This is a genomic window from Mycolicibacterium helvum (genome assembly GCF_010731895.1).
GTDB classification, from domain to species: Bacteria; Actinomycetota; Actinomycetes; order Mycobacteriales; family Mycobacteriaceae; genus Mycobacterium; species Mycobacterium helvum.
Genome location: NZ_AP022596.1, coordinates 3,232,351 through 3,256,122, shown reverse-complemented (window position 1 = coordinate 3,256,122; position 23,772 = coordinate 3,232,351). Strand labels below are relative to the sequence as shown.

Genomic DNA, 23,772 nt, shown 5'->3' with positions numbered 1-23,772 from the left:
ACCCCGCCGATTTGGTCAGACGCGTACCATCGGCACCCAATGCAGGCCCGCCTGATCACTCGTGACGCGATACACCGTGCCGCCCAGCATCATTCGATGCACGATTGCCGCTGGCCGAACCGACACCGCCGCCCACCCTACATATCTCACAGCACACCAGTAGGTTATCCTAACCTAATGTTTATCGGGCGATTGGGTGTATCCCTGCGACGAAGCGGTACGTACCTGGCTGTTTTCGCGATCGGAATGACGGTACTCACCGGCTGCGGCGGCACCACGAAGTCCCAATCCGCGAGCGTCGCTGCAAGCTCCTCTGTAGCGGCCGAGCCGGTGACCATCTCGCATAAATTCGGTGAGACAAAGGTTCCAGCTAATCCACAACGGGTGGTGACCGCGGGTTGGACCGACCAAGATTACGTCCTGGCTCTCGGGGTCGTTCCAGTTACCACCCGGGCCTTCTTCGACAACTACAACGATTTCCCCTGGGTCAAAGCGGAGACCGACGGCAAGGGCGTCCCCACCATGGCGGGCGACCAGATCAACTTCGAGGCCATCGCCGCGGCCAAGCCCGACGTCATCTTCGCGATCTACGAGACAATCGACCAAAAGACCTACGACCGCCTTTCGCAAATCGCCCCTACTGTCATCCAGTCGGCCGACTACCCTGACGAGGAAACCCCCTGGGAGGTACAGCTTCTGACCACCGGGAAAGCGCTCGGGCGTACCGACCAGGCCAAGAAACTTGCCGACGAAGTGAACGCCAAGATCTCCGAGGCAAAGGCCGCGCACCCCGAGTTCGCCGGCAAAACGCTGGTCAACGACTACACCTCGGAACTCAATGCGCCCTATCTGATCGGCAAGGGCGATCCGCGCCGCGCCCTGTTCGATTCGCTTGGATTCAATGCGCAGGACACCGTCGGTGATGTCTCCCAGGAGAAGCTGGACCTGCTTGAGGGCGATGTGCTGTTCGTCAACGGCCTCACCAAGGAGCAGCTTCAAGATTCGCCGGCGTTCCAGCGACTCGCTGTGGTCAAGGACGGCCGAACCCTGTATGCGGGCCCGGACTCCACCCTGTCCGGCGCACTGACCTACACCGGACCCGGAGCCATGCTGTACGCATTGAATCTGCTTGTCCCGCAGCTCAGTAACGCGCTAACGGGTAAGCCGGTCGAGGACCTGTCCCATTCCTGACCACGGCGGATAACGCCGTTCACCCAGGAACGCCGCCGCGCTTGCGGGCGAGTGACTTTCCCGATGACCGGGGTATCACCAGTGGTGTACCCGTCTCTGGATCCTCGATGATCCGGCAGCGCAGACCATAGACCGCCTCGACCAGGTCGGCGGTGATGATCTCCGACGGGTCCCCCATGGCGACAATCGATCCGGCTTTCATGGCAATGATCTCGTCGGCGAACCGGCAGGCGTGATTCAGGTCGTGCAGGACCGCGACGATAGTGCGGCCCTGCTCGATATTGAGCTCGGTGAACAAGTCCAGCAGGTCGATCTGATGAGCGATGTCCAGATAGGTGGTCGGCTCGTCGAGCAGAATCAGCGGAGTCTGCTGCGCCAGCACCACAGCGACCCAGACCCGTTGGCGCTGCCCACCGGAGAGTTCATCCACTGGGCGGCCCGCGATCGGGGTTACTCCCGTTGCGTCCATCGCTTCGGCAACGGCCTGCTGGTCCGCTCGGGAGAACTGCCGCAACATCTTCTGATGCGGGAAGCGTCCTCGCGTCACCAGATCGGCAACGGTGATGCCTTCCGGTGCGATCGACGACTGGGGCAGCAGTCCAAGGCGGCGAGCAACGTCCTTGGTTCGCAATCCGCTGATATCGGTTCCATCGAGAACCACCTGCCCGCCGGCCGGGCTCAACAGTCGGGCCAAGCCACGCAGAAGTGTTGACTTCCCACAAGCATTCGGGCCGACGATCGCGGTGATGGCACCGGGAGCGATATCGACGGTGAGGCCGGCCACGATCGGCAGAGCACCGTATCCGAGCGAGAGATCACGCGCTCCGAGGCGAACCTGGCCGTCCGCCGACTCTATGGTCATCTCACACCTTCCGCGCCTGCGCGATGAGTAGATAGATCAGGTACAGCCCACCCAGCGTCACGGTGACGGCGCCAACCGGAAGTTCAGTCGGGGCAAAGATCTTCAGTGCAATCACATCGCTGCTCAGCAGCAGCACGGCACCCATGGCGCCCGCCGAGATCAGCCCCACCCCTGGCGCGCCGGTGAGCCGGCGGGCCAGCTGCGGTGCGGCCAGTGCCACGAAGGAGATCGGGCCCGCAGTAGCGGCGGCGATGGCAATCAGCAGCACCCCGATCCCGAAGTAGGCCAGCCGAACTCGTTCGGGCCGTACACCGAGCGCTCCGGCCGCATCGTCGCCCAACTCCAGGATCGGCAGCTGAGGTCCGACGACCGACAATAATGCGACGGCGACCACCAGAACGCCGGCCATCGGGTACACCTGAGCCCATTCCAGGCCGTTGAGTGATCCCTGCTGCCAGATCGCTGCCGTAACCGCCTGATGCAGCTTGATCTTGAGGATGATCCACTGGCTGACCGAACTCAACACGGCGCTGACCGCGATACCGACGATGATCAACCGGAACCCGGCGAGACCGTTCTTGTAGGAGAGCAGGTACACGACGACCGCCGTGGCGAGGCCGCCGATCACCGCACTGCTGGCAATTGCGGCGTAGCCGCCGCCAAACACGGCGATCGCTATCAGCGCGCCGGTATAGGCACCGAAGTCGAAGCCGATGACGTCGGGACTGCCAAGCGGATTACGGGTCAAAGCCTGAAAGATCGCGCCAGAGAGGCCGAGTGCGACACCGATCAACAGTGCCAACAGAATTCGCGGCATGCGCCACTGCAGAACCAGCACACTGGCAAAGCTGTCATCGTGACCCGTCAGTATTGCGATCACCTGCGTCACCGAGACCGGGTACTGGCCCACACCGACGGCGTATACCGCCAACGCCAACGCACAAGCACCGAGGGCCGACACCGTGGCGATGCTGCGCCACGACGCCCGTAGCGCCAACGCCGGCTCGCGGCGCAGCACCAACTGTCGACGACCGAAGTCGATCGGCTGCGGCGCCGTCATAACGCGGCCGCGTTCCTGCGGCGCACCAGCCAGATCAACACCGGTGCACCGACGAAAGCGGTCACGATGCCAGCGGGCAGCTCACCCGGTTTTACGACCACTCGGCCGAGGACGTCGGCCGCAAGTAGCAGCGCTGGAGCGGCGAACACGCAGTACGCGCAGATCCAGCGCCAGTCGGGGCCGGTGAACCACCGCACCGCGTGCGGAACCATCAAGCCGACGAATCCGATCGGTCCCGCCGCCGCGGTGGCGGCGCCGGCCAGCAACGCGACTGCGACGAGCCCCACCACTCTGGCGCGAACGACGTTGACGCCCATGGCAACAGCGAGGTCATCACCCAGTGCTATCGCGTTCAGTCCCCGAGAGACATACAGACATGCCAACGCGCCGAGCACGATGAGAGGTGTGACCACGGCGACCACAGACAGTGATCGGCCGTCAAGTGCACCGGCATCCCAGTACCGCATCGAGTCGAATGCCCTCGGATTCCGCAGTCGAATCGAGAACGAGACCCCCTCCATCACCGCACCGACCGCGACACCGGCCAGCAGCATCCGTACCGGTGTCACCATGGTTCGGCCCGTCATCCCGATCAGATACACCAACGTCATCGCGAACAGGGCACCCAGAAATGCGCACCAGATCTGGGACCACATCGAGCGCAGACCGAGGAAAGCGATGGCGGCAACGACGAAAAGCCCTGCTCCCGAGTTGATCCCCAGAATTTGGGTGTCGGCAAGTGGATTGCGGGTGATCCCCTGGATCAGGGCGCCACTGAGCCCCAGCGCGATCCCCACGACGATGCCGAGCACCGTGCGCGGGATCCGCATATCGTGCACGATCCACTGATCGCCGGTATCCGTGTAGTCGGTCACCGCCTGCCACACCGTGCTGAGGCTGACGTTTTGCGTGCCGACCGCCAGACTCAGCGCACACGCCAGCAGTAGGGCAGCGACGACCGCCAGCAGACCGACGACACGGCGTCTGCCGTGGCCGGTTCGGGACGTCGCGAGCTTGGCCGCGTCGTCTACCGCTGTCGCGATACCCACATAGCGCAGGCTAACCTAATATCTCGTTTCGGAGGGAATCGACCGACAGTCCAACCCGCGTTGGCCCCGAACCTGGTCGGCGATGCTGCGCCCGCGGTGTTGAACTACTTGCGGGACAAGGCCTAACGCAACAGCCCGGCCAGCAACCGTCTGACCACCGGCGGGTCAGCCGCGGCGGCGGCCGCCGCTACCATGTCGGACACCTCGGTGAACTTCACCCGGGGCCGGCCCTCGGCAGCGCCGCGAGCAGTCTCGGCGGTGTCGATGGCGCGCCAACCGGCCGCGTCGATCACATCGGGCCGACGCGAGCGGATCAGTTTGTCCAGCATCCCCGGCCGCGCGGTGGGGTCGGTGAGCAGCCCGGCATTGAAGTCGTCGACCAGTCTCGAGACGGTCTGCATGGCACAGGATTTGTTGGTTCCGATGAATCCCGTTGGGCCGCGCTTGATCCAGCCCGCCACGTATGCGCCGGTGACGGCCGCGCCGGTGACGGGGTCGATCACCCGACCGTCCCGGTTGGGGACGACGGCGGCGGCCTCGTCGAACGGCAGGCCGGCGATCGGGGCGCCACGGTATCCGATCGAGGTCAGCACCATTCCGGCGTCGAGCTGTACCGCCTCGTCGGTGCCGGTACGGCGGAACTCGATCCCGCTCACTCGCCGTGTGCCGAGTACCCGGTGCGGAGTCAGCCGGTAGGCCAATCGGATTCGCGGGCGCGCGGCGATATCGGCGGCGACGGGCAATTTGGCCAGGATCTCGAGCTTGCCCACGGTGACGGGGTCGGTGGCGCTGGCCAGATCCTGCACGACGAGGTCGTGGTCGTCGGTGCTGAGGACCACCTCCGCCGTCGACGTCAGCCCGATCAGCTCGGGCAGCGTGAAGGCCGAGTCGGCCGGCCTGCGCCTCGCGGCGATGACGACCTCGCGCACTGCGGAATCACACAGAGCGCCCAGCGCGGTATCGGAAATATCGGTGCGGGCCAGGTCATCTGGGTCGGCGGTCAAGATTCGTGCCACGTCGAGCGCGACGTTGCCGTTGCCGATCACCACGACACGTTCGTGGCGAAGGTCGACCGTCAGCCCGGCGAAGTCCGGATGGCCGTTGATCCAGGCCACCGTCTCGGTAGCGGTGCCGGTTCCTGGCAGCTCCATCCCGGCGATGTCGAGCCTACGGTCGTTCGGCGCGCCGACGGTGTACAGCACGGCATGATGGTGATCCAACAACTCGGCATGCGAAATATGCCGCCCTGCTTCAACATTGAGGTAGAAGTTGAAGTTCGACCGCGCGCTGATCTGCTCGAAGACCCGCGTCACGCCCTTGGTGTTCTGGTGATCGGGCGCCACCCCGGCGCGCACCAGCCCGAACGGGGTGGGCAGCCTGTCGAAGACGTTGACCCGCACGCCTTTCTGGGTGAGCAGTTCGTCGGCGGCATACATCCCCGCAGGCCCCGAGCCAACCACGGCTACCGTGAGATCCGCCCGGCCGCGGCGCACCTGGGGCGCGGGCAGCACCGGTGCGAGCTTGGACGTCGGCGGCAGCTTCACGCCGGCCGGCCGCTCAGGATAGAAGGCGGCGTTGAGGGCGACGAACGGCAACTGCTTATCGGTCAGTCTGGTGTCGGGCGCGATGGCACCGACCGGGCACGCACTGACGCAGGCGCCGCAGTCCACGCAGGCCACCGGATCGATGTAGAGCATCTCGGCGGTGGCGAAGCCCGGCTCGTCGGGGCTGGGGTGGATGCAGTTGACCGGACACGCGTAGACGCAGGACCCGTCGCTACAGCACGACTGGGTGATGACGTGAGGCATAGGCGTGCTCTTACGCGGCGCTCACGACGTGCCGGCGCTGCGGCTCGCTACGGTAGCGGCTCGGCGGTCCGTCAATTCGGCAGATCCGCCAGATGAGCTTGGCCAACGGGTTCATCAACCCGGTGTCGGTGGCGAGCATCCGGACATCTCCGAACATGTCACGCAACATCTGTCGCGATGGCGGCGAGGAGAAGAAGATGTCTTTGCGCACCGAACGTGGGATGTCGAACTCCTTCCAGAACGCCTTCGGCGGCACGATGATGGCCGAACACAGCACCCGCATCACCACCGGCACGTAGAGCGACAACCAGAATCGCTTGCGTCGAGGCAGGTGCGGCACCCGCTTGCGCAGATACTCATGCGCGAACGAAATATGCCGGGCCTCTTCAGCGACGTGAATGGCCATCACCCGCTCCATGATCGGGTGCAGCGCCTTACCCTCGCGCAGAACGTTCTTCTGCGTGTGGTCGATGGGCTCCTCGCCGGCGAGGATGCCGAACCAGAACGGAATCGGCAGCGGCCCCGCGACAAGAGGAATCGCCGGTTGTATCCACTTCAGCAAGCGAGGCATGCCCGGCACATCTGCCCCGATGTGGTTCACCATCTCCTGAAACATCATGGTGTGGTTGCACTCTTCGACCGCCTCGTGCAGGCAGTACCGGTATTCCGGCGAACCGTTGGGCGTCCAGAAGGCGTACTCCATCAATCCTCGGATGAGGATCGACTCGAAGTGCAAGCCGACCTTGGCGACGTTGGATTGACGCCACATACCGATTTCGATCTGCCGCTCTTTGGGCTGCGACTGGTACCAGGGGTGCTGTCCGATCGGGTCGGTCGCCGGCAAAATCCAGCGCTCGTCGTTCGGAACCACGGCGAACTCAGGCGAATCCCAGTCGATATCGGTGTAGGGGTTGAAGTTTCTGCGCACTGAAGCCTCGGAGAGGGTGGTCAGCGTCTCGACATACGCGATGTCGTCCTGCACGTCCATGTTGCGGCGCCAGCGCCGGATGATCTTGGTTCTCGCCATGGCAGTCTCCTCAGAGAGGTTTACATTTGGGCGGGTGTTGTCCACACAGTACCGTCGGTATCGCATACTTGTCCATACCCGTTTTCGGGTGTGCTGAACGCCTTGGAGTGCGCCTCGGTGTCAAAAGCACTCGCGCGGACTCCTAGGCTTGAGGCATGGCTGATCTCGTGATCCCCGATTCCCTCAAGCCCGTCGACGGCCGCTTCGGCTGCGGCCCCTCGAAGGTGCGTCCCGAGCAACTGCAGGCTTTGAGCGACTCGGCCGCCCTCTTCGGCACCTCGCACCGCCAGGCCCCAGTGAAGAACCTGGTCGGACGGGTCCGTGACGGACTGCGCGAGTTCTTCTCGCTGCCCGACGGCTATGAGGTGATCCTGGGCAACGGCGGCGCGACCGCATTCTGGGACGCCGCCGCATTCGGCCTGATCGAGAAGAGGTCGCTGCACCACACCTACGGCGAGTTCTCCGCGAAGTTCGCCTCGGCCGCCACCGCCAACCCGTTCATCGACGACCCGATCGTCATCAAGGCCGACGCCGGCAGCGCCCCCGAGCTCCAGTCCGACCCCTCGGTTGACGCCATCGCCTGGGCGCACAACGAGACCTCGACCGGCGTCGCTGTCCCGGTGCGCCGTCCGGCGGACTCCGGGAACGCCCTGGTCCTCATCGACGCCACCTCGGGGGCCGGCGGGCTGCCCGTCGACATCCATGACGTCGACGCGTACTACTTCGCACCGCAGAAGAACTTCGCCAGTGACGGCGGACTGTGGCTGGCGGTCGTGTCCCCCGCGGCGCTGGCGCGCATCGAGTCCATCGCCGCCGGCGGCCGCTGGGTACCCGACTTCCTGTCGCTGCCGATCGCAGTGGACAACAGCCTGAAGAACCAGACCTACAACACCCCGGCGATCAGCACGCTGGTGCTGATGGCCGAACAGATCGACTGGATGCTCGGCAACGGCGGGCTGGACTGGGCGGTCAAGCGCACCGCCGATTCGTCGCAGCGGCTGTACTCGTGGGCGGAGGCGTCATCGTTCGCCACCCCGTTCGTCACCGATCCCGCCCTGCGTTCGCAGGTGGTGGGGACCATCGACTTCGATGATGCGGTCGACGCCGCCGCGGTGGCCAAGGTGCTGCGAGCCAACGGCATCGTCGACACCGAGCCGTACCGCAAACTGGGCCGCAATCAGCTGCGCATCGCGATGTTCCCGGCAATCGAGCCCGATGATGTCTCTGCGCTCACGCAGTGCGTGGACTGGGTTGTGGAAAGCCTGTAAGAAAGCTCGGCGTGTCCTAACCGTTATATTCCATCGCCTGGGTTAAATTCCGGACGGAGAAGGAGGTCGACATGCGGGAACTCAGGGTGATCGGACTCGATGTCGACGGCAGGCACATCATCTGTGAAGGTCCCGACCCGGCCGACAAGTTCACCCTGCACGTCGACGATCGACTGCGCGCCGCTATCCGCGGCGACCGGTCACTGGGCCAGACCCTGAGGGACAAAGAGGTCAAAGGCATGTTGCGGCCCAGAGACATTCAGGCGCGCATCCGTGCGGGTGCATCCGTCGAGCAAGTTGCCGAATCATCCGGCATGGACATCACCAAGGTCGAGCGTTTCGCCCACCCGGTGCTTTTGGAGCGCGCGCGAGCAGCCGAGCTGGCCTCCGCCGCCCACCCGGTCCTCGCCGACGGGCCGGCGGTGAGATCGCTGCAGGAGTCGATCACGAGCGCCCTGGTGGCGCGCGGCCTCAACCCTGAGGCGACGGAGTGGGATGCGTGGCGCGGCGAAGACGGCCGCTGGGTAGTGCAGATAGCCTGGCAGGCCGGGTTGTCCGACAACGCCGCCCATTTCCGCTTCAGCCCGGGTGCACACGGCGGCACGGTCGCTGCCCTCGACGACGCCGCCAGCGAGCTGATCGACCCGGGGTTCGAACGTCCGGTGCTGCGGCCTGTCGCTCCCGTCGCACAGCTGGATTTCGAGGAGCAGCCGCAACCCGCACCGGCTCCGGTCGAGGAGACGCCGGCCCCAGCACCTGCTCCCACTCCGGCCCCCCGCGCCAGGCGCGCCAAGGCCAAGCCCGCAGTACCCGGCTGGGAGGACGTCCTGCTGGGCGTGCGTTCCAGCGGCGAGCGCTGATCTCCAGCTAGCGCGCCGCGACCAGCGCCAGTAGCGTCACCCAGCCGCCGGCGACACCGATACCGGCGCCAAGAACGAACCAGCGCCGTACCGGAATGCCTCGCCAGCCCCACAGTGTGGGTGCCAGGCCGCCGACCGCAATCATGTTGAGCACGATTGCCACCAGCGGATGCACGCGGATCATGCCCAGGCTGAGCACCACAATCGCGGCGCCGGTGATTCCGGCGACGAATGCCGACACGGTCAGGCCGGTCCCCCATGGCGTCGATTGGTCATTCATGCGGGGCCTCCTCCCGGGTCGCTTCGCTCCTGCCCGCCGGAAGAAGCCTAGCCAGCGCGCGCCCGTTCGTAGAACGCCAACGCCGCCGCGGTCGCGACATTGAGCGAATCGGTACCCCGCGACATCGGGATACGGACCCGGACATCGCTGGCCCGCATCGCCGTCTCGGTAAGCCCCGGCCCCTCGGCACCGACCAACACCGCGACCTTCTGATCGGACAGGTCGGCCGTCGCCTCGGCCAGGGTCTGGGCCGCTGGATCGGGCGTCATGGCCAGCAGCCGGAAACCTCTCCGGCGTAGTTCAGCGAGGTCGGCCGGCCACTGCTGCGCACGCGCGAAGGGCACCAGAAGGGCATGGCCCATCGACACCCGCACCGCGCGCCGGTAGAGCGGGTCGGCACAGCCGGTGCCGAAGATGACCGCGTCCACGCCAAGCCCGGCCGCGTTGCGGAAGATCGACCCGAGGTTCTCGTGGTCGTTGACGCCCTCCAGGACGGCGACCGTCCGGGCGCCGTCAAGCACCTCGGTCGGCGTCAGCTCAGGGGGCCGACGCGCCGCGGCCAGCACACCCCGATTGAGGTGGAAGCCGACCACCTCGGCCATCACCTCGGCTGAGGCGCGATAGAACGGGGCCCGTACCCAGCTGCGATCGTCGCCCAGTTCGGCCAGGCGGCGGTCGGTGCCCAGAAAGGCGTGCGGGGTGAACCGCGAGGCGATCATGCGCCTAGCCACCAGCACGCCCTCGGCGATCACCAGCCCTTTGCCGCTCGGCAGATCCGGTCTGCGGTCGACACTGTTGAGGTCGCGAAAGTCGTCGACCCGGAGATCAGCGGGGTCGGTGATGTCGACAACATCGAACGCCCCAAAAGCGTTGCCGCTCACGCGTCTTCGTCGACGAGCACGGTCATCAGGTCCGCGGCGCGCAACAGGGTGCCGCGATCCTCGCTGTTCAGGGTCGCCAGCCGGGCGCGCAGCCACTCCTGGCTGGCCTGGCGCTCGCTGTCGACCAGCTCGCCACCGGCCTCGGACACCGCCACCAGCACCTGGCGGCCGTCGGCGGGATGCGACCTGCGCACCACCAACCCAAGGTCGACCAGCGAGGCGATCACCCGAGTCATCGACGGCGGCCGAACCCGTTCCTTGACGGCCAGCGCGCCGGGCGTCATGGCCCCGTCTTTGGCCAGGGTGGCAAGAGCGGACAACTGCGAAAGGGTGACCGGCGACTCGGGCCGGCGGAAGCGCAACTGGCGCGCCAACCGCATGACAGCCAGCGACAAATCACTGGCAAGCCGCAGGTCACCGTCCAACACAATCGCAAACACTACGACACACCAACACCCGATCAATGATGAACCAGGCAACTGCCGCGGTGCTGAGCGGGCCGCCCACCCGATCGGTTACCTTGGACGACAATGCCTTCCGAACAGCGCGAGCCCAGCCCGCCACCGACGGCCGAACCTGCGCCGCCGGCGCTGCCCGCGGCGCTGCTGGATCCGTGGCCGGTCATCGTCGCCGGCGCTGCGCTGTGGGCGCTTGCCACCATCGCCGCGTTCACCGTCGGGGCCCTGGAATCATGGCGACCCATCGTGATTGCGGGACTGGGCACCGGAGTTGTCGGCACGTCGATATTCCTCTGGCAGCGCACCGCTGCCCGGCGCGGTGCGCGGGGAGCGCAGACCGGCTTGGAAACCGGGCGGGCGCCGCGCACCGATTGATCAACCAACAACAAGGAGAAGTGATGGCAGCGCCGCTATTACAAGCAGAGATCGACATCAATGCTCCGGTGAGCAAGGTGTGGTCCCTGATTTCGAACCTGGGCAACATGCCCAAGTGGAGCCCGCAGTGCCGGCTGATGAAGCCACTCGGCGAGGTCCGCCCGGGCACTCGCACCGTCAACCTCAACCGCCGCAACAACCTGTTCTGGCCGACGACGTCGACGATCACCGAGCTGATCCCGGAGCGCAAGTTGGCATTCCGGGTCAATGCCAACAACACCGTCTGGTGCTATGAGCTCGAGGCGACCGCCACCGGCACGCGTGTCGTCGAGACCCGGCATGCCGAGAACGGCGTCAAGGCCGTCTCGACCATGACGGTCAACGCGGTCTTGGGCGGGGTCCCGGGCTTCGAGAAGGAACTCGTCGAAGGAATGAACACGTCTCTGGCGCGCATCAAGGCCGCCGCCGAAGGCTAAGTCTGTTCGACCGTCTCGGGACTCTCGACCGTCTCGACACTCTCGACCGTGTCGGCACTGTCAGCGACCGTCGGGACTTCGGCGACCGTCTCGAGACTCTCGGCGACTTCGACGACCTCGATCACCCCGTCGTCATAGGGGTCGTACAACGGCGATCCGCTGCCCGGGGCAGGCGGGGTGTCCGAATGCGCGCCGCAGCCGTACTCGAAATCGACGACGCGCGCGTCGGCGGACATCTCGTTGCAGCACACCCCGAACATGGCGCCGAGCCCACCGGCGAGCGGAACCATGAATCCGCAATCGCGGCACACCCGCTTGGTCCCGCGGGCCATCGGTGCGCCGGGGCCGTGGTCGCCGTCATGCCAGCGCTGCGCGGTCTCGTCGCGGCCGAAGGCGCTGAGCACCTGGCGGCGGCCGAACCCGACTTCGTAGGCGACGTCGTCGATCGCGGGGTCACCGGTCGCGGTATATCCCGGCGCCAGCCGCGGATCGTCCTTGAGCGGCGCAAGGAGGTCACCCGGGCCCAGGTCGCCCGGCTTGATGCGCTCCTCCCACGGCACCCAGGCCGGAGCCAGCAGTGCCGTCGGGCCGGGCACCAGCACGACTTCGCTGACCGTTGCGTGATCGGCGCCGGGGCATGCCACCACCACCGCCCACTGCCAGCCCTGATAGCCGGGCATTTTCGCCAGGAAGCGGTGGGTTGCCGCGGACTCGTCCTCGAAGCTGACGCCGAGGTACTCGCCCACGGTGTCGCCACTGAACTCCACGATCGCCTGCCGCGCCTGGTCCACGGCGCCGCTCAGTACGGCGGCAGCCGCGTCCGACGGCGCGCCGTCGTGGACCGGAGCCGTGGGTTCTGCGGAGTCGATCGAGCTGTCCATCGTCACTAATCTTGCCTCACGGCCCGTGTCCGCAGCCACACCGGTCACGTGCGCGCCGCACATGCCGCTATGGGGGACAATCGTGGCGTGTCTGGACGCCGGCGTGACGAACCCCGCGGGAATCCGGCTTTCGGGCCGGATCGCCGCTCGTCGGCCGGCGCCCCCGACGAACACCCCGGGATGGCCAACTACCCCAGCGACGGGGAGGGCTTCCGCCGTTCCGGAGCCACCCGGCGATCCAATCCGATCCCCAGCGCCAACCGCTACCTGCCGCCACTGGGCGATCAGGATCAGCGCACCGAGAACCTGTCGGGTCCGCCGCCGGGCTCGCGTGGCGGCGGCGGCAGTAATTCGGGCGAACGCGTCACCGTCACCCGCGCCGCGGCGATGCGCAGCCGCGAGATGGGGTCGCGGATGTATTCGATGGTGCACCGGGCCGCCACAGCCGACGGTGCCGACAAGTCCGGCCTGACCGCACTCACGTGGCCGGTGGTGGCCAACTTCGCAGTGGACTCGGCCATGGCGGTCGCCCTGGCCAACACGCTGTTCTTCGCCGCCGCTTCCGGGGAGAGCAAGGGCAAGGTCGCGCTGTACCTGCTCATCACGATCGCACCGTTCGCGGTGATCGCGCCGCTGATCGGGCCCGCACTGGACCGCGTGCAACACGGCAGACGCGCGGCGTTGGCGATGTCGTTCATCCTGCGCACCGCGCTGGGGATCGTGCTGATCATGAACTACGACGGCGCCAGCGGCAGTTACCCGTCGTGGGTGCTCTACCCCTGTGCGCTGGGAATGATGGTGTTGTCGAAGTCCTTCAGCGTGCTGCGCAGCGCGGTCACCCCGCGCGTCATGCCACCGACGATCGACCTGGTCCGGGTGAACTCACGACTGACGATGTTCGGCCTGATCGGCGGCACCATCGTCGGCGGCGGGATCGCCGCCGGGGCGGAATATCTACTCACCACGGTCTTCCAACTGCCCGGCGCATTGTTCGTCGTCGTCTTCATCTCCGTCGCCGGCGCCTCCTGGTCGATGCGGATCCCGCGCTGGGTGGAGGTGACCGAAGGCGAAGTGCCGGCCACCCTGACCTATCACGGCGACACCGGGGCGTTGCACCGGCACGACCACGAACCGGCCACGAAGGCGGGCGCACGGCGACAGCCGTTGGGTCGCAACATCATCACCTCACTGTGGGGTAACTGCACGATCAAGGCGATGGTGGGCTTCCTGTTCCTGTACCCGGCCTTCGTCGCCAAGTCCCATAACGCCAGCAGCTGGGAACAGTTGGCCATGCTGGGCCTGATCGGCGCGGCGGCCGGGATCGGGAACTTCGCGGGCAACTTCACTGCGGCTCGGATGAAGCTGGGCCGGCCGGCGATGCTGGTCGCACGCATGACGGTGGCGGTGACGGTGGTGGCTCTGGTGGCCGCGGTGACCGGCAACCTGATCGTCGTGGCGGTGGCCGCGTTGATCACCTCGGGATCGACCGCGATCGCCAAGGCGTCACTGGATGCGTCGTTGCAGGACGACCTGCCCGAGGAGTCGCGGGCGTCGGCGTTCGGACGTTCGGAGTCGGTGCTGCAGCTGGCCTGGGTGCTCGGCGGTGCGCTCGGCGTGCTGGTGTCCACCCAGCTGTGGGTGGGCTTCACCGCGATCAGCGCGCTGCTGATCCTCGGCCTGGCCCAGACCATCGTCAGCTATCGCGGCGATTCATTGATCCCTGGTTTCGGCGGCAACCGTCCGGTGCTTGCCGAACCGGAAGGGGCATCGGCGGTGACCAACCGGTGACGAAGTTGACCCGCTGGCTTCTGGTGGTGATGGTCGTGCTGGCGTCGATCGGCGCCGGGGTCGGCGCGTGGGCGCTGACTCGCGACTCCGGATCGAAGCTGCCCGAGATCAGCGCGTACTCGCATGGGCAGTCGGTGCGGGTCGGGCCGTTCGTCTACTGCAATGTGGTGAACCTCAACGACTGCCAGAACCCGCGGACCCAGGGCCAACTGTCGGTCACCGAGCGCTATCCCGTCCAGCTGTCGGTGCCGACCTCCATCGGGCGGGCACCTTGGCGGCTGCTGCGGGTCTACGAAGACGAGCGGAACTCGACGACCACCCTCTTCCGGCCCAATACCGAATTGGCCGTGACGATTCCGACTGTCGACCCGCAACGCGGCAAGCTCACCGGGGTGGTCGTTCAGCTGCTCACCCTGGTGCAGGACCCGAGTGGTGATCTGCGCGACGCACCGCACGCCGAGTGGTCGGTGCGACTGGTCTGGCCCTAGGCGACGGTCGCGCCGTGCCCGGCCGGCACCCGCTCACCCGCGCGCGTTGGCCCCGGCGGGGTGCCGTCGCCGAATGGCCTGCCGCCCAAGGACTCTCGCCCGTGCGGTGACAACCAGCCGGACAGTTCAGGCCCCTTCGGGACAATCCGGGTGGGATTGATGTCGGCGTGCACGATGTAGTAGTGCTGCTTGATCTGGACGAAGTCGGTGGTGTCGCCGAACCCCGGAGTCTGGAACAGGTCTCGGGCATAAGCCCACAGCACCGGCATCTCGTCCAGCTTGGCCCGATTGCACTTGAAATGCCCGTGATACACCGGGTCGAAGCGGGCTAGCGTCGTGAACAGCCGCACATCGGCCTCGGTGATGGTGTCACCGACCAGATATCGCCGGTCGGCCAGCCGCTCGGTGAGCCAGTCCAGCGCGGCGAACAACCGGTCGTAGGCCGCCTCGTAGGACTCCTGTGAACCGGCGAACCCGCAGCGATACACGCCGTTGTTGACCTCGGTGTAGATCCGCTGGGCGACCTCGTCGATCTCGTTGCGCAACGGATCGGGGTACAGCTGCGGCGCGCCGTCGCGATGGTAGGCCTGCCACTGCGTGGAGAAGTCCAACGTCATCTGGGCGAAGTCGTTGGTGACCACCTGGCCGGTGGCGACCTCAACGATCGCCGGGACGGTGATGCCCTTGGGATAGTCGGGATCGCGGGCGAAGTACGCATCCTGCAGCCGCGGAATCTTGAGCACCGGGTCGACGCCGCCGGGATCGAGATCAAAGGTCCAGCTGCGCTCGTCGTGCGTCGGCCCGCAGAACCCGATCGACAGCGCATCTTCCAGGCCGAGCAGCCGGCGCACGATGATCGCCCGATTCGCCCACGGGCATGCCCTGGCGACGATCAGGCGATAGCGACCGGGCTCGACGGGATACCCGTCGGCACCGTCAGCGGTGATCCGGGTGGTGATGTAGTTGGTATCGCGCTTGAATTCGCCGCCGCCGGCAACATAGGCACCCACCCGGCCAGTCTCCCCTGCCGCAGGCTAGGCGTCGAGCTCCCGGGCAACCGCCTTGACCACCTCGGACACCCGCCGGGCAACCTTGCGATCCGGATAACGCCCCTTGCGCAGCTCGGGCTGCACCGCGCCTTCCAGCAGCGTGATCATGTCCTCGACCATGCCGTGCAATTCGTCCGGGGTGTGCTTGCGTTCGACCGGGGTGGCCTCACGTCGCGTCCGGGTCAGGCTCGGCGGAGGGTCAATCAACTTGACGCTCAGCGCTTGCGGCCCGCGGCGCCCGGAAGCGAGACCGAACTCGACCTTCTGGCCGGCCTTGAGACCCTCGATGCCGTCGGGCAGGGCCGACGCACGGACATAGACGTCCTCGCCGTCCTCTTGGGACAGGAAGCCGAATCCCTTCTCGGCGTCGTACCACTTCACCTTGCCGGTCGGCACTGGTCTCACCTGCTTGTCTAACGGGTCCATGACAACATGACGAAGCGTCCCGCCGGTGCAGGACGCGTGTCGGTGATCCTACTCGGGAAGAGGGGGGCCCAGCACCCCCGTTTAGTTCGGTAGGCTGGGCAAACCGCTGGAGGAGACATGCGCCTGATCTTGAACGTCGTCTGGTTGCTATTCGGCGGGCTATGGCTTGCCCTTGGCTACCTGCTGGCCGCGCTTGTCTGCTTCGTTCTGATCGTCACCATCCCCTTCGGCTTCGCCGCGCTGCGGATCGCCGACTACGCGCTGTGGCCGTTCGGGCGAACCATCGTCGATAAGCCCGGCCCGCGCCCCGGCGCTCTCGTCGGCAACGTGATCTGGGTGCTGCTGTTCGGGCTGTGGTTGGCGATCGGGCACCTGGTCAGCGCGGCCGCGATGGCGATCACGATCATCGGAATCCCGCTGGCGCTGGCCAACCTCAAACTCATTCCGGTCTCGCTGATGCCGTTGGGCAAGGAGATCGTCCCCGCCGGCCAGCCTCGGGTGGCGGTATGACAATGACGTCGCTCGGTCTGCCGGCAATCCGCCGCGACGCCGAAGACTTCTCCGCCGAGATGCCCCGCAGCGGCCCGCTGGTCGACACCTTCGGCCGGGTCGCCACCGACCTGCGGGTATCGCTGACGGATCGGTGCAATCTGCGCTGCACCTATTGCATGCCGGCCGAGGGGCTGGACTGGCTGCCCGGCGAGGAGCTGCTGACCCGCGACGAGCTGGCCAGGCTGCTGGCGTTGGCCGTCACCCGGCTCGGTATCGACAGTGTCCGCTTCACCGGCGGGGAGCCACTGCTGTATCGGGGACTGGAGGAGGTGGTGGCCGAAGTGGCCGCTCTGCGCCCGCGCCCCGAGATCGCGCTGACCACCAACGCGGTGGGGCTGGCCCGGCGCGCCCAGGCCCTGGCCGACGCGGGCCTGGACCGCGTCAACGTCTCGCTGGACAGCCTCGACGCCGCTCATTTCGCCGCCATCACCCGCCGCGACCGGCTCGCCGATGTCCTCGACGGCCTGTCTGCGGCGGCCGCTGCCGGGCTGGGGCCGGTGAAGGTCAACGCGGTGCTGGATCCGGTGAGCGGTCTGTCGGATGCCGTCGAGCTGCTGGACTACTGCCTGCGGTACGGCTACCAGCTGCGCATCATCGAGCAGATGCCGCTGGATGCCGGACACCAGTGGCGTCGTGACACCAACCTGGGGGCCGACCAGATCTTCGCGGCCCTGGCCGCGCACTTCGACCTGACCACCGACCCGGCGCCACGCGGATCCGCGCCGGCCCAGCTGTGGCACGTCAACGGCGGACCAGCCACCGTCGGCATCATCGCGTCGGTCTCGCACGCATTCTGCTCGGCCTGCGATCGGACCCGCCTGACCGCGGACGGGCAGATTCGTAACTGTCTGTTCGCCGCGGAGGAAACCGATCTGCGGGCGCTGCTGCGCAACGGCGCCGACGACGACGCACTGGAGTTGGTCTGGCGCGCCGCGATGTGGCGCAAGGCGGCTGGCCACGGCATCAACGACCCGGGATTCGTACAACCCCAACGGCCGATGAGCGCGATCGGTGGCTGAGGTGACGGCGCCGGTGGAAGTGACTGTGCGTTTCTTCGCTGCGGCTCGGGCCGCCGCGGGCGCGGACTCCGACCTGCTCAACGTGCCCCACGGCGCCACCGTCGCCGATGTGGTGAACGAACTGCGTTGCCGCAGTGACAAATTGGCGGAGGTGTTACAGCGGTGTTCATATCTGTGCGACGGCATCGCGGTCCGCAATCAGGCCACTGAACTGCGATCGGGCCAGACCCTCGACGTGCTACCCCCGTTTGCCGGGGGATGATCGTGATTTACGTCACATCACGATCAGGTAACGAGATGGCCGCGGGGGAATTTTCCGTCTGACCTACCTGGGCGAACGCCGAATTGTCATGGGGCTTTAACCTTTTCTAAGGTTTGCCAGTAGCAGAAACGCCCGAAAACGCAAAAGGTGACGGCACTCTCGGTTGCCGTTAGCGTCTCTGCAAGGTCCACCCCCTCAACCGGGGGAAGACCCTCTCCGCTCTCAGCGCTGAGCTCCATCCAAGGAGCGGAGGGACCAACGAGAACCATGGATGGAGGCGGGGGACCCACCGGTCCACCGATAGGACCAGGAACCGCTCGCGGTTCCTTGGGGTGAAGCCGACATCGTTTCCACCAGAGACGACGACGGCCGGGCGACCTCTCCAGCCCGAACCCGACAGCTGACCTCGCAGGCGCATCGAAGAGAGGAATACATCGCCATATGAGTGGACGGCATCGCAAGCCCACTTCATCGTCTGTCAGTGTCGCCAAAATCGCGGTTACCGGTGCGGTCATCGGAGGCGGCAGCCTGGCCTTCGCCGGCCAAGCCCAAGCGGCTCCCGATACCGAGTGGGATCAGGTAGCCCGCTGCGAGTCCGGCGGCAACTGGGCCATCAACACCGGTAACGGTTACCAGGGTGGCCTGCAGTTCTCCCCCGGCACCTGGGCCGCGCACGGTGGCGGTCAGTTCGCCCCGGCTGCCAACATGGCCACCAAGGACCAGCAGATCGCCATCGCCGAGCACGTGCTGGCCACTCAGGGCCGCGGTGCCTGGCCGGTGTGCGGTCGCGGCTTGTCGGGTGCGACGCCGCGCAACGTGGTGAACGAGCCCGCTCCCGACGCCCTGCCGGTGCAAGCCGCGGCGTTCGACACGCCGGCCCCCGACGCTCCGGCTCCGGATGCTCCGGCCGACTTGCCGCCCGCGCCGCAGGATCTGCCCCCCGCGCCGGTCGACCTGCCGCCCGCCCCGCAAGACTTGGCGCCCGCGCCCCAGGATCTGCCGCCGGCCCCCCAGGATCTGCCCCCCGCACCGGTCGACCTGCCGCCCGCCCCGCAGGACCTGCCGCCGGCACCCCAGGACCTTCCCCCGGCCCCCCACGATCTCCCGCCGGCCCCCCAGGACCTGCCGCCCGCTGGGCATCCGGACGTCGTCGCGGTCTCCCAGGAGATCGCCCCGCCGGCCGCCGAGCCCGTCGTCGATACCGCTCTGCAGGTGCCCGCCCCTGACGAGCAGACCATCACGGTTCAGGCGTCGTCGATCCATTTCCTCCCGCAGGCCCCGGGCGACCCGGCCGACCCGGCGGTTCCGCCCGCGCTGCCGCCGGCCCCCGCCCCGGCTGATCCTGCCGCGGCACCCACGGCCGGCACCACCGTGGTGGCGGCCAGCCCGGCCGGCCAGCTGCCCGACGGTGTTCCGCACCTGACGAGCCCGGAGAACCTCCCGCCGGGCACCAGCGACCAGCCTGAGGGCCCGCAAGACGGTCCGAATGTCACGTATCTCAAGGAGCTGTGGCACGCGATCCAGACTCAGCAGGTCAGCAAGGGTGACGCACTGCTGGCGCTGACCCAGCGGCCGCTGAACACTCCGGTGACCAACGACCCGAGCATGGGCGTGGCTCCTGGCGACCCGAACGCTCCGCTGCCGGGCCCCGGTGCTCCCGCACCGGCCCCTGCCGCACCCGCGCCCCTCGTGGACCCTGCTGCCGCACCGGCTCAGTAAGAGCGGCTCAGGCCGAGTTCACCCACTCGTCGGTTCCGTCGGCGAAGAACTGGTGCTTCCACACCGGTAACCGTGCCTTGACGGTGTCGACGAGTAGCGCACACGCCTCGAACGCCGCCCCGCGGTGGTCGGCCGCCACGGCGGCCACCAGGGCGGCATCCCCGATGTGCAGCGTGCCAACCCGATGGCTGGCGGCGATCGCCCGCACGCCGGGAGACTGCGCGGCCACCTCCGCGAGCGCCTCGAACAACGTCTGCTCGGCCAACGGGTGCGCGGAGTAGTCCAGCTGCACCACATCCCGGCCACCGTCGTGGTTGCGCACCACCCCGGAGAACCCGACCACCGCGCCGGCGGCATCACTGGCGACGAGTTCCTCGTGCTCAGTCAGTGAGATCGGGCCTTCGACGAGCGCGGCCCGCAGGATGCGTGTCATGAGCGGTGGTCTCCTCCGGAGAGTTGGTCCAGCGCGTGGTCGAGAACGTCGGCGAGCACCGACAGCCCGTCGCGTACGCCGCCAGGGGAACCCGGCAGGTTGACCACCAGTGTGCGCCCGGCGACGCCGCACACGCCGCGGGAGAGCACCGACGTCGGCACCTTGGGCAGCCCGGAGCGGCGGATCGCATCGGCAAGTCCAGGGATTTGGTAGTCGAGGACGCTGAGCGTGGCCTCCGGGGTGGCGTCGGTCGGTGATATCCCCGTGCCGCCGGAGGTGATCACAACGTCCGATCCCGCGTCGACCGCCCCGCGCAGGGCGTCGCCGACAGCGCTGCCGTCGACCACCACGATCGGATCGGGGACGTTGAATCCGCGCTCGGCAAGCCAGGCTACGACGACGGGCCCGCACCGGTCCTCGTACACACCGGTCGCGGCCCTGGTGGAGGCGATCACGACCCGTGCGGACCGAGTCACGTCGGACGCACCCACAGGCCGGTCTTGCCGCCCTCCTTGCGGAGCACCCGGATGTCGTCGAGGCGGGCGGCGGGGTCGACGGCTTTGATCATGTCGTAGACCGTCAGGGCCGCGACGCTGACGGCGGTCAACGCTTCCATTTCGACACCCGTGCGATCGGTGGTGCGCACCGAGGCGGTCACACCCACCTCGGTCTCGCCGATCGCGAACTCGATGTCCACCCCGGTCAGCCCGAGGTGGTGGCACAGCGGGATGAGGTCACTGGTGCGCTTGGCGGCCAGGATGCCGGCCACCCGGGCGGTCGCCAGGGCGTCGCCCTTGGGCAGGCCTCCGGAGGCGATGAGGACGACCACCTCGGCGGTGGTGTGAACAGCGCCGGCCGCCACCGCGGTGCGGGTGGTCGCGGCCTTCTCGGTGACGTCGACCATGCGCGCCGCACCGTGCTCGTCAAGGTGCGAGAGGCGAGGCTGCGGTCCGCTGGTCACCGGTTACTTGTTGACGACGGTGACCGGATGCAGATACGGCAGTTCGGACGCGGGCAGCGGGAACGTGACGTCGCCGAACGGGGACAGCGCGCCCACCCGATCGGCTGCCAGCTCGCTGACAGCGTGGTCATCGGGATCGCGGGTCGGCCAGCCGTTGTCGACGTACGGAGTCTTCTTCTCAGCCACGGCAACATTCTGACACTCCTACGGCCGGGTTGTGCACACAGGCGGCTGTTTTACGCTGGTCAACAATGACTGACGAGTCCGGACCGGCGGGCAGGAGCGAAGCGACCCGGGAAAAGGCCCACGCGGGCAGGAGCGAAGCGACCCGGGAAAACAACCCCGGTGTGCCACTGGGTGCCTGGCTGGCCGATCTGCCCGACGACCGGCTGATCCGCCTCCTGGAACTACGGCCCGACCTCGCCCAACCCGCACCCGGCAGCATCGCGGCCCTGGCTGCCCGGGCGGTGGCCCGCCAGTCGGTCAAGGCTGCCACCGACGAGCTGGACTTCCTGCGGCTGGCGGTCCTCGATGCGTTGTTGGTGCTCCATGCCGAGACCACGGCCGTTCCGGTGGCCAAGCTCGTCGCCCTGATCGGCAAACGGGCGGACAAGCAGTCGGTGCTGATCGCACTGGACGATCTGCGCGAGCGGGCCCTGGTGTGGGGCAACGACGCCGCAGTCCGGGTATCGGCAGAGGCCGCCGCCGGGCTGCCCTGGTACCCCGGGCAGGCCATCCTGGAGGACTCCGCGAAGTCCGGCGCCGAGATCTCGGCGGCCATCGATGCGCTCGACGAACCACAGACGGAGTTACTGGAGCGGTTGCTGATGGGCTCACCGGTCGGCCGCACCCGCGACGCCGCGCCGGGCACGCCCGCCGACCGTCCGGTACCGCGGCTACTGGCGGCCGGACTGTTGCGCCAGCTCGACGCGGAGACGGTGATCCTGCCCCGCCACGTCGGTCAGGTGCTGCGTGGTGAGGAACCCGGCCCGGTGCATCTGAGCGCCCCTGACCCGGTGGCCAGCACCACCACCGTCGCCGATACCGATGCCGCCGCCGCAGGTGCCCTGCTTGACGTGATCCGCGAGATCGAGCTCGTGATCGAAAGCCTCTCCGCCGCACCAGTTCCCGAGCTGCGCAGCGGCGGGCTTGGGGTACGCGAAGCAAAGCGGCTGAGCAAACTCACCGGGATCGACGAACAACGCCTCGGGCTGGTCCTCGAGATCAGTTCGGCCGCCGGTCTGATCGCCAGCGGCACGCCCGATCCGGAACCACCGGACGGCTCCGGCCCGTACTGGACACCGACGGTGGCCGCCGACCGGTTCCTCGAGACGCCGACCGCCGCACGCTGGCATCTGCTGGCCACTACCTGGCTCGAGCTGCCGTCCCGACCGGGCCTGATCGGCAGCCGCGGGCCCGACGGAAAAGCCTATGCGGCACTGTCCGATTCGCTGTACTCGACCGCGGCTCCGCTGGACCGGCGGCTGCTGTTGGAATTGCTGGCCGGGTTGCCACCCGGGTCGGGCGTGGATGCACTGCACGCCTCGCAGGCGCTGATCTGGCAGCGGCCCCGGTGGGCGGCGCGCCTGCAGCCTGAACCCATCGCGCACCTGCTCGACGAGGCGCACGCCCTTGGCCTGGTCGGCCGCGGCGCATTGAGCACACCGGCACGGGTGCTGCTCACGGGCGGCGACGATGCCGCCGTCGACGCAATGGGCAAGGTCCTGCCCACACCGATCGATCACTTCCTGGTGCAGGCCGACCTGACCGTGGTGGTTCCCGGGCCGCTGCAACGCGAGCTGGCCGACGAACTCGCAGCGGTGGCTGCGGTGGAATCGGCCGGCGCCGCGATGGTGTACCGGGTCAGCGAAGCATCGATCCGGCACGCGCTGGATACCGGCCGCACCGCGGGCGCGCTGCACGCGTTCTTCGAGCACCATTCGAAAACCCCTGTTCCCCAAGGTTTGACGTACTTGATCAACGATGTCGCCCGGCGGCACGGTCAGCTGCGTGTCGGGATGGCTTCGTCGTTCCTGCGGTGTGAGGACCCGACCCTGCTCGCGCACGCGGTGGCGGCGCCGGCCCTCGAGCACCTCGAGGTGCGGCAGCTGGCCCCGACGGTGGCGGTGTCGCAGGCGCCGATCGGCGAGCTGCTCGCCGCGTTGCGGGCGGCAGGGTTCGCACCGGCTGCGGAGGACTCCTCGGGCGCTATCGTCGACCTCCGCCAGCGCGGCGCCCGGGTTTCCACACCCACGCATCGTCGGCTGTTCCGCGCGCTGCCCAAGCCGAGCGTGGAAACCCTGGCCTCTGTGGTGGCGATCCTGCGTCGGGTGGATTCCGCCACTCCGTTCGCCAACGTCCGCCTTGACCCGGCGGTATCCATGGCTCTGCTGCAGCAGGCGGCCATGGACCACAAAGATGTGGTGATCGGCTACGTCGACGCCGCCGGAGTGGCTACCCAGCGGGTGGTGCGCCCACTGACCGTCAGCGGTGGCCAGCTGCTGGCCTGGGACCCCACCCAGGGGCGCCCGCGGGAGTTCGCCGTGCATCGCGTGACATCGGTGATGTCGGCCGACGCTGGATAATGGGGAAATGAGCT

Annotated in this window: 27 protein-coding genes and 1 riboswitch; of the genes, 12 read left to right on the top strand and 15 right to left on the bottom strand. The window is 67.5% G+C overall.

All coding sequences use genetic code 11. From position 1 onward, the window contains the following. Positions 1–39: 39 nt before the first annotated feature. Positions 40–1,191: an iron-siderophore ABC transporter substrate-binding protein gene (locus tag G6N38_RS15335; RefSeq protein WP_246227224.1), complete on the top strand. Its 1,152-nt coding sequence runs from the start codon at positions 40–42 to the stop codon at positions 1,189–1,191. Between the two features lie 19 nt (positions 1,192–1,210). Here the strand turns inward: G6N38_RS15335 and G6N38_RS15330 are convergent, their stop codons facing one another. The 5 genes from G6N38_RS15330 to G6N38_RS15310 all read right to left on the bottom strand — a co-directional run bounded on the left by G6N38_RS15330 (position 1,211) and on the right by G6N38_RS15310 (position 6,997). Beyond that, on the bottom strand, positions 1,211–2,053 hold the full coding sequence (locus tag G6N38_RS15330) for an ABC transporter ATP-binding protein (protein WP_163748827.1): 843 nt from the start codon (positions 2,051–2,053) through the stop codon (positions 1,211–1,213). A gap of 1 nt (position 2,054) precedes the next feature. After that, a complete protein-coding gene (locus tag G6N38_RS15325) occupies positions 2,055–3,113 on the bottom strand; it encodes a FecCD family ABC transporter permease (RefSeq protein WP_163748825.1) in 1,059 nt (352 codons plus the stop codon). Beyond that, positions 3,110–4,162: a FecCD family ABC transporter permease gene (locus G6N38_RS15320; protein WP_246227222.1), complete on the bottom strand. Its 1,053-nt coding sequence runs from the start codon at positions 4,160–4,162 to the stop codon at positions 3,110–3,112. Before G6N38_RS15320 ends, G6N38_RS15325 begins: the two co-directional genes overlap by 4 nt. 122 nt (positions 4,163–4,284) lie before the next feature. Next, positions 4,285–5,970, bottom strand: a complete 1,686-nt coding sequence (locus G6N38_RS15315; protein WP_163748823.1) for an FAD-dependent oxidoreductase — start codon at positions 5,968–5,970, stop codon at positions 4,285–4,287. 10 nt (positions 5,971–5,980) lie between these two features. Beyond that, positions 5,981–6,997 carry an AurF N-oxygenase family protein gene (locus tag G6N38_RS15310; protein WP_163748820.1) on the bottom strand — a complete coding sequence of 339 codons (1,017 nt, stop codon included), beginning with the start codon at positions 6,995–6,997 and terminating at the stop codon, positions 5,981–5,983. Between the two features lie 155 nt (positions 6,998–7,152). Between G6N38_RS15310 and serC the strand changes: the two genes are divergently transcribed. Both serC and sepH read left to right on the top strand, forming a co-directional pair. Further along, positions 7,153–8,265: a phosphoserine transaminase gene (gene serC / locus G6N38_RS15305; protein ID WP_163748818.1), complete on the top strand. Its 1,113-nt coding sequence runs from the start codon at positions 7,153–7,155 to the stop codon at positions 8,263–8,265. A gap of 71 nt (positions 8,266–8,336) precedes the next feature. After that, complete coding sequence (gene sepH, locus G6N38_RS15300) at positions 8,337–9,125, top strand: septation protein SepH (RefSeq protein WP_163748816.1); 789 nt, start codon at positions 8,337–8,339, stop codon at positions 9,123–9,125. A 7-nt stretch (positions 9,126–9,132) separates the two neighbouring features. Here the strand turns inward: sepH and G6N38_RS15295 are convergent, their stop codons facing one another. From G6N38_RS15295 to G6N38_RS15285, 3 genes are read right to left on the bottom strand one after another with little or no spacing between them, the layout of a single operon-like run. Next, a complete protein-coding gene (locus G6N38_RS15295; protein ID WP_163748814.1) occupies positions 9,133–9,405 on the bottom strand; it encodes a DUF2537 domain-containing protein in 273 nt (90 codons plus the stop codon). Between the two features lie 47 nt (positions 9,406–9,452). Next, positions 9,453–10,286 (bottom strand): TrmH family RNA methyltransferase, encoded by an 834-nt coding sequence (locus G6N38_RS15290; protein ID WP_163748813.1) that lies wholly within the window; start codon positions 10,284–10,286, stop codon positions 9,453–9,455. Beyond that, a complete protein-coding gene (locus tag G6N38_RS15285; protein WP_163748811.1) occupies positions 10,283–10,714 on the bottom strand; it encodes an Rv0880 family HTH-type transcriptional regulator in 432 nt (143 codons plus the stop codon). The genes G6N38_RS15290 and G6N38_RS15285 overlap by 4 nt, the downstream gene beginning before the upstream one ends. A 102-nt stretch (positions 10,715–10,816) precedes the next feature. Here G6N38_RS15285 and G6N38_RS15280 point away from each other — a divergent pair, with 102 nt between their 5' ends. Together G6N38_RS15280 and G6N38_RS15275 are read left to right on the top strand one after the other, a co-directional pair. Next, positions 10,817–11,119, top strand: coding sequence for a DUF2530 domain-containing protein (locus G6N38_RS15280; protein ID WP_163748808.1), 303 nt, complete (start codon positions 10,817–10,819; stop codon positions 11,117–11,119). A 23-nt stretch (positions 11,120–11,142) separates the two neighbouring features. Beyond that, complete coding sequence (locus G6N38_RS15275; protein WP_163748806.1) at positions 11,143–11,595, top strand: SRPBCC family protein; 453 nt, start codon at positions 11,143–11,145, stop codon at positions 11,593–11,595. Here G6N38_RS15275 and G6N38_RS15270 read toward each other — a convergent pair. Continuing rightward, entirely contained in the window at positions 11,592–12,476 is an 885-nt protein-coding gene (locus tag G6N38_RS15270; protein ID WP_163748804.1) for a DUF3027 domain-containing protein, read from the bottom strand. The genes G6N38_RS15275 and G6N38_RS15270 overlap by 4 nt on opposite strands. A gap of 180 nt (positions 12,477–12,656) precedes the next feature. Between G6N38_RS15270 and G6N38_RS15265 the strand changes: the two genes are divergently transcribed. Both G6N38_RS15265 and G6N38_RS15260 read left to right on the top strand, forming a co-directional pair. Further along, entirely contained in the window at positions 12,657–14,264 is a 1,608-nt protein-coding gene (locus G6N38_RS15265; RefSeq protein ID WP_163752030.1) for an MFS transporter, read from the top strand. A gap of 29 nt (positions 14,265–14,293) precedes the next feature. Then, positions 14,294–14,752: a DUF2771 domain-containing protein gene (locus G6N38_RS15260; RefSeq protein ID WP_163752029.1), complete on the top strand. Its 459-nt coding sequence runs from the start codon at positions 14,294–14,296 to the stop codon at positions 14,750–14,752. On the opposite strand, the gene G6N38_RS15255 is transcribed toward G6N38_RS15260, so the two are convergent. Further along, positions 14,749–15,762, bottom strand: a complete 1,014-nt coding sequence (locus tag G6N38_RS15255) for a glutathione S-transferase family protein (RefSeq protein WP_163748802.1) — start codon at positions 15,760–15,762, stop codon at positions 14,749–14,751. The two genes, G6N38_RS15260 and G6N38_RS15255, sit on opposite strands and share 4 nt — an antisense overlap. A 24-nt stretch (positions 15,763–15,786) precedes the next feature. Next, complete coding sequence (locus tag G6N38_RS15250) at positions 15,787–16,197, bottom strand: cold-shock protein (RefSeq protein WP_163748800.1); 411 nt, start codon at positions 16,195–16,197, stop codon at positions 15,787–15,789. Positions 16,198–16,344: 147 nt separating this feature from the next. On the opposite strand from G6N38_RS15250, the gene G6N38_RS15245 reads away from it, so the two are divergent. The 4 genes from G6N38_RS15245 (at position 16,345) to G6N38_RS15230 (ending at position 19,779) form a co-directional block, all read left to right on the top strand. After that, complete coding sequence (locus tag G6N38_RS15245; RefSeq protein ID WP_163748798.1) at positions 16,345–16,737, top strand: YccF domain-containing protein; 393 nt, start codon at positions 16,345–16,347, stop codon at positions 16,735–16,737. Further along, entirely contained in the window at positions 16,734–17,798 is a 1,065-nt protein-coding gene (gene moaA / locus G6N38_RS15240; RefSeq protein WP_163748796.1) for a GTP 3',8-cyclase MoaA, read from the top strand. The genes G6N38_RS15245 and moaA overlap by 4 nt, the downstream gene beginning before the upstream one ends. After that, positions 17,791–18,060, top strand: a complete 270-nt coding sequence (locus G6N38_RS15235; RefSeq protein ID WP_163748794.1) for a MoaD/ThiS family protein — start codon at positions 17,791–17,793, stop codon at positions 18,058–18,060. The genes moaA and G6N38_RS15235 overlap by 8 nt, the downstream gene beginning before the upstream one ends. Before the next feature lie 216 nt (positions 18,061–18,276). Next, positions 18,277–18,492, top strand: a riboswitch (cyclic di-AMP (ydaO/yuaA leader). Positions 18,493–18,501: 9 nt separating this feature from the next. Further along, complete coding sequence (locus G6N38_RS15230) at positions 18,502–19,779, top strand: transglycosylase family protein (protein ID WP_163748792.1); 1,278 nt, start codon at positions 18,502–18,504, stop codon at positions 19,777–19,779. 7 nt (positions 19,780–19,786) lie between these two features. Here the strand turns inward: G6N38_RS15230 and G6N38_RS15225 are convergent, their stop codons facing one another. The 4 genes from G6N38_RS15225 to G6N38_RS15210 are packed head-to-tail and all read right to left on the bottom strand — an operon-like array spanning position 19,787 to position 21,359. Continuing rightward, positions 19,787–20,212, bottom strand: a complete 426-nt coding sequence (locus G6N38_RS15225; protein ID WP_163748791.1) for a molybdenum cofactor biosynthesis protein MoaE — start codon at positions 20,210–20,212, stop codon at positions 19,787–19,789. Beyond that, positions 20,209–20,688, bottom strand: coding sequence for a MogA/MoaB family molybdenum cofactor biosynthesis protein (locus tag G6N38_RS15220; RefSeq protein ID WP_163748789.1), 480 nt, complete (start codon positions 20,686–20,688; stop codon positions 20,209–20,211). The genes G6N38_RS15225 and G6N38_RS15220 overlap by 4 nt, the downstream gene beginning before the upstream one ends. Next, complete coding sequence (moaC, locus tag G6N38_RS15215) at positions 20,685–21,116, bottom strand: cyclic pyranopterin monophosphate synthase MoaC (RefSeq protein ID WP_179968566.1); 432 nt, start codon at positions 21,114–21,116, stop codon at positions 20,685–20,687. The genes G6N38_RS15220 and moaC overlap by 4 nt, the downstream gene beginning before the upstream one ends. Positions 21,117–21,176: 60 nt before the next feature. Then, positions 21,177–21,359 carry a hypothetical protein gene (locus G6N38_RS15210; RefSeq protein ID WP_163748786.1) on the bottom strand — a complete coding sequence of 61 codons (183 nt, stop codon included), beginning with the start codon at positions 21,357–21,359 and terminating at the stop codon, positions 21,177–21,179. 65 nt (positions 21,360–21,424) lie between these two features. Here G6N38_RS15210 and G6N38_RS15205 point away from each other — a divergent pair, with 65 nt between their 5' ends. Then, positions 21,425–23,758 carry a helicase-associated domain-containing protein gene (locus G6N38_RS15205; RefSeq protein WP_163748784.1) on the top strand — a complete coding sequence of 778 codons (2,334 nt, stop codon included), beginning with the start codon at positions 21,425–21,427 and terminating at the stop codon, positions 23,756–23,758. Positions 23,759–23,772: the final 14 nt, after the last annotated feature.

Coding starts and splice junctions, on each gene's coding strand:
- G6N38_RS15335 (WP_246227224.1), top strand. CDS start 40: ATGCAGGCCCGCCTGATCACTCGTGACGCGATACACCGTGCCGCCCAG.
- G6N38_RS15330 (WP_163748827.1), bottom strand. CDS start 2,053: ATGACCATAGAGTCGGCGGACGGCCAGGTTCGCCTCGGAGCGCGTGAT.
- G6N38_RS15325 (WP_163748825.1), bottom strand. CDS start 3,113: ATGACGGCGCCGCAGCCGATCGACTTCGGTCGTCGACAGTTGGTGCTG.
- G6N38_RS15315 (WP_163748823.1), bottom strand. CDS start 5,970: ATGCCTCACGTCATCACCCAGTCGTGCTGTAGCGACGGGTCCTGCGTC.
- G6N38_RS15310 (WP_163748820.1), bottom strand. CDS start 6,997: ATGGCGAGAACCAAGATCATCCGGCGCTGGCGCCGCAACATGGACGTG.
- serC (WP_163748818.1), top strand. CDS start 7,153: ATGGCTGATCTCGTGATCCCCGATTCCCTCAAGCCCGTCGACGGCCGC.
- sepH (WP_163748816.1), top strand. CDS start 8,337: ATGCGGGAACTCAGGGTGATCGGACTCGATGTCGACGGCAGGCACATC.
- G6N38_RS15295 (WP_163748814.1), bottom strand. CDS start 9,405: ATGAATGACCAATCGACGCCATGGGGGACCGGCCTGACCGTGTCGGCA.
- G6N38_RS15280 (WP_163748808.1), top strand. CDS start 10,817: ATGCCTTCCGAACAGCGCGAGCCCAGCCCGCCACCGACGGCCGAACCT.
- G6N38_RS15275 (WP_163748806.1), top strand. CDS start 11,143: ATGGCAGCGCCGCTATTACAAGCAGAGATCGACATCAATGCTCCGGTG.
- G6N38_RS15270 (WP_163748804.1), bottom strand. CDS start 12,476: ATGGACAGCTCGATCGACTCCGCAGAACCCACGGCTCCGGTCCACGAC.
- G6N38_RS15265 (WP_163752030.1), top strand. CDS start 12,657: ATGGCCAACTACCCCAGCGACGGGGAGGGCTTCCGCCGTTCCGGAGCC.
- G6N38_RS15260 (WP_163752029.1), top strand. CDS start 14,294: ATGGTCGTGCTGGCGTCGATCGGCGCCGGGGTCGGCGCGTGGGCGCTG.
- G6N38_RS15245 (WP_163748798.1), top strand. CDS start 16,345: ATGCGCCTGATCTTGAACGTCGTCTGGTTGCTATTCGGCGGGCTATGG.
- moaA (WP_163748796.1), top strand. CDS start 16,734: ATGACAATGACGTCGCTCGGTCTGCCGGCAATCCGCCGCGACGCCGAA.
- G6N38_RS15230 (WP_163748792.1), top strand. CDS start 18,502: ATGAGTGGACGGCATCGCAAGCCCACTTCATCGTCTGTCAGTGTCGCC.
- G6N38_RS15225 (WP_163748791.1), bottom strand. CDS start 20,212: ATGACACGCATCCTGCGGGCCGCGCTCGTCGAAGGCCCGATCTCACTG.
- moaC (WP_179968566.1), bottom strand. CDS start 21,116: ATGGTCGACGTCACCGAGAAGGCCGCGACCACCCGCACCGCGGTGGCG.
- G6N38_RS15205 (WP_163748784.1), top strand. CDS start 21,425: ATGACTGACGAGTCCGGACCGGCGGGCAGGAGCGAAGCGACCCGGGAA.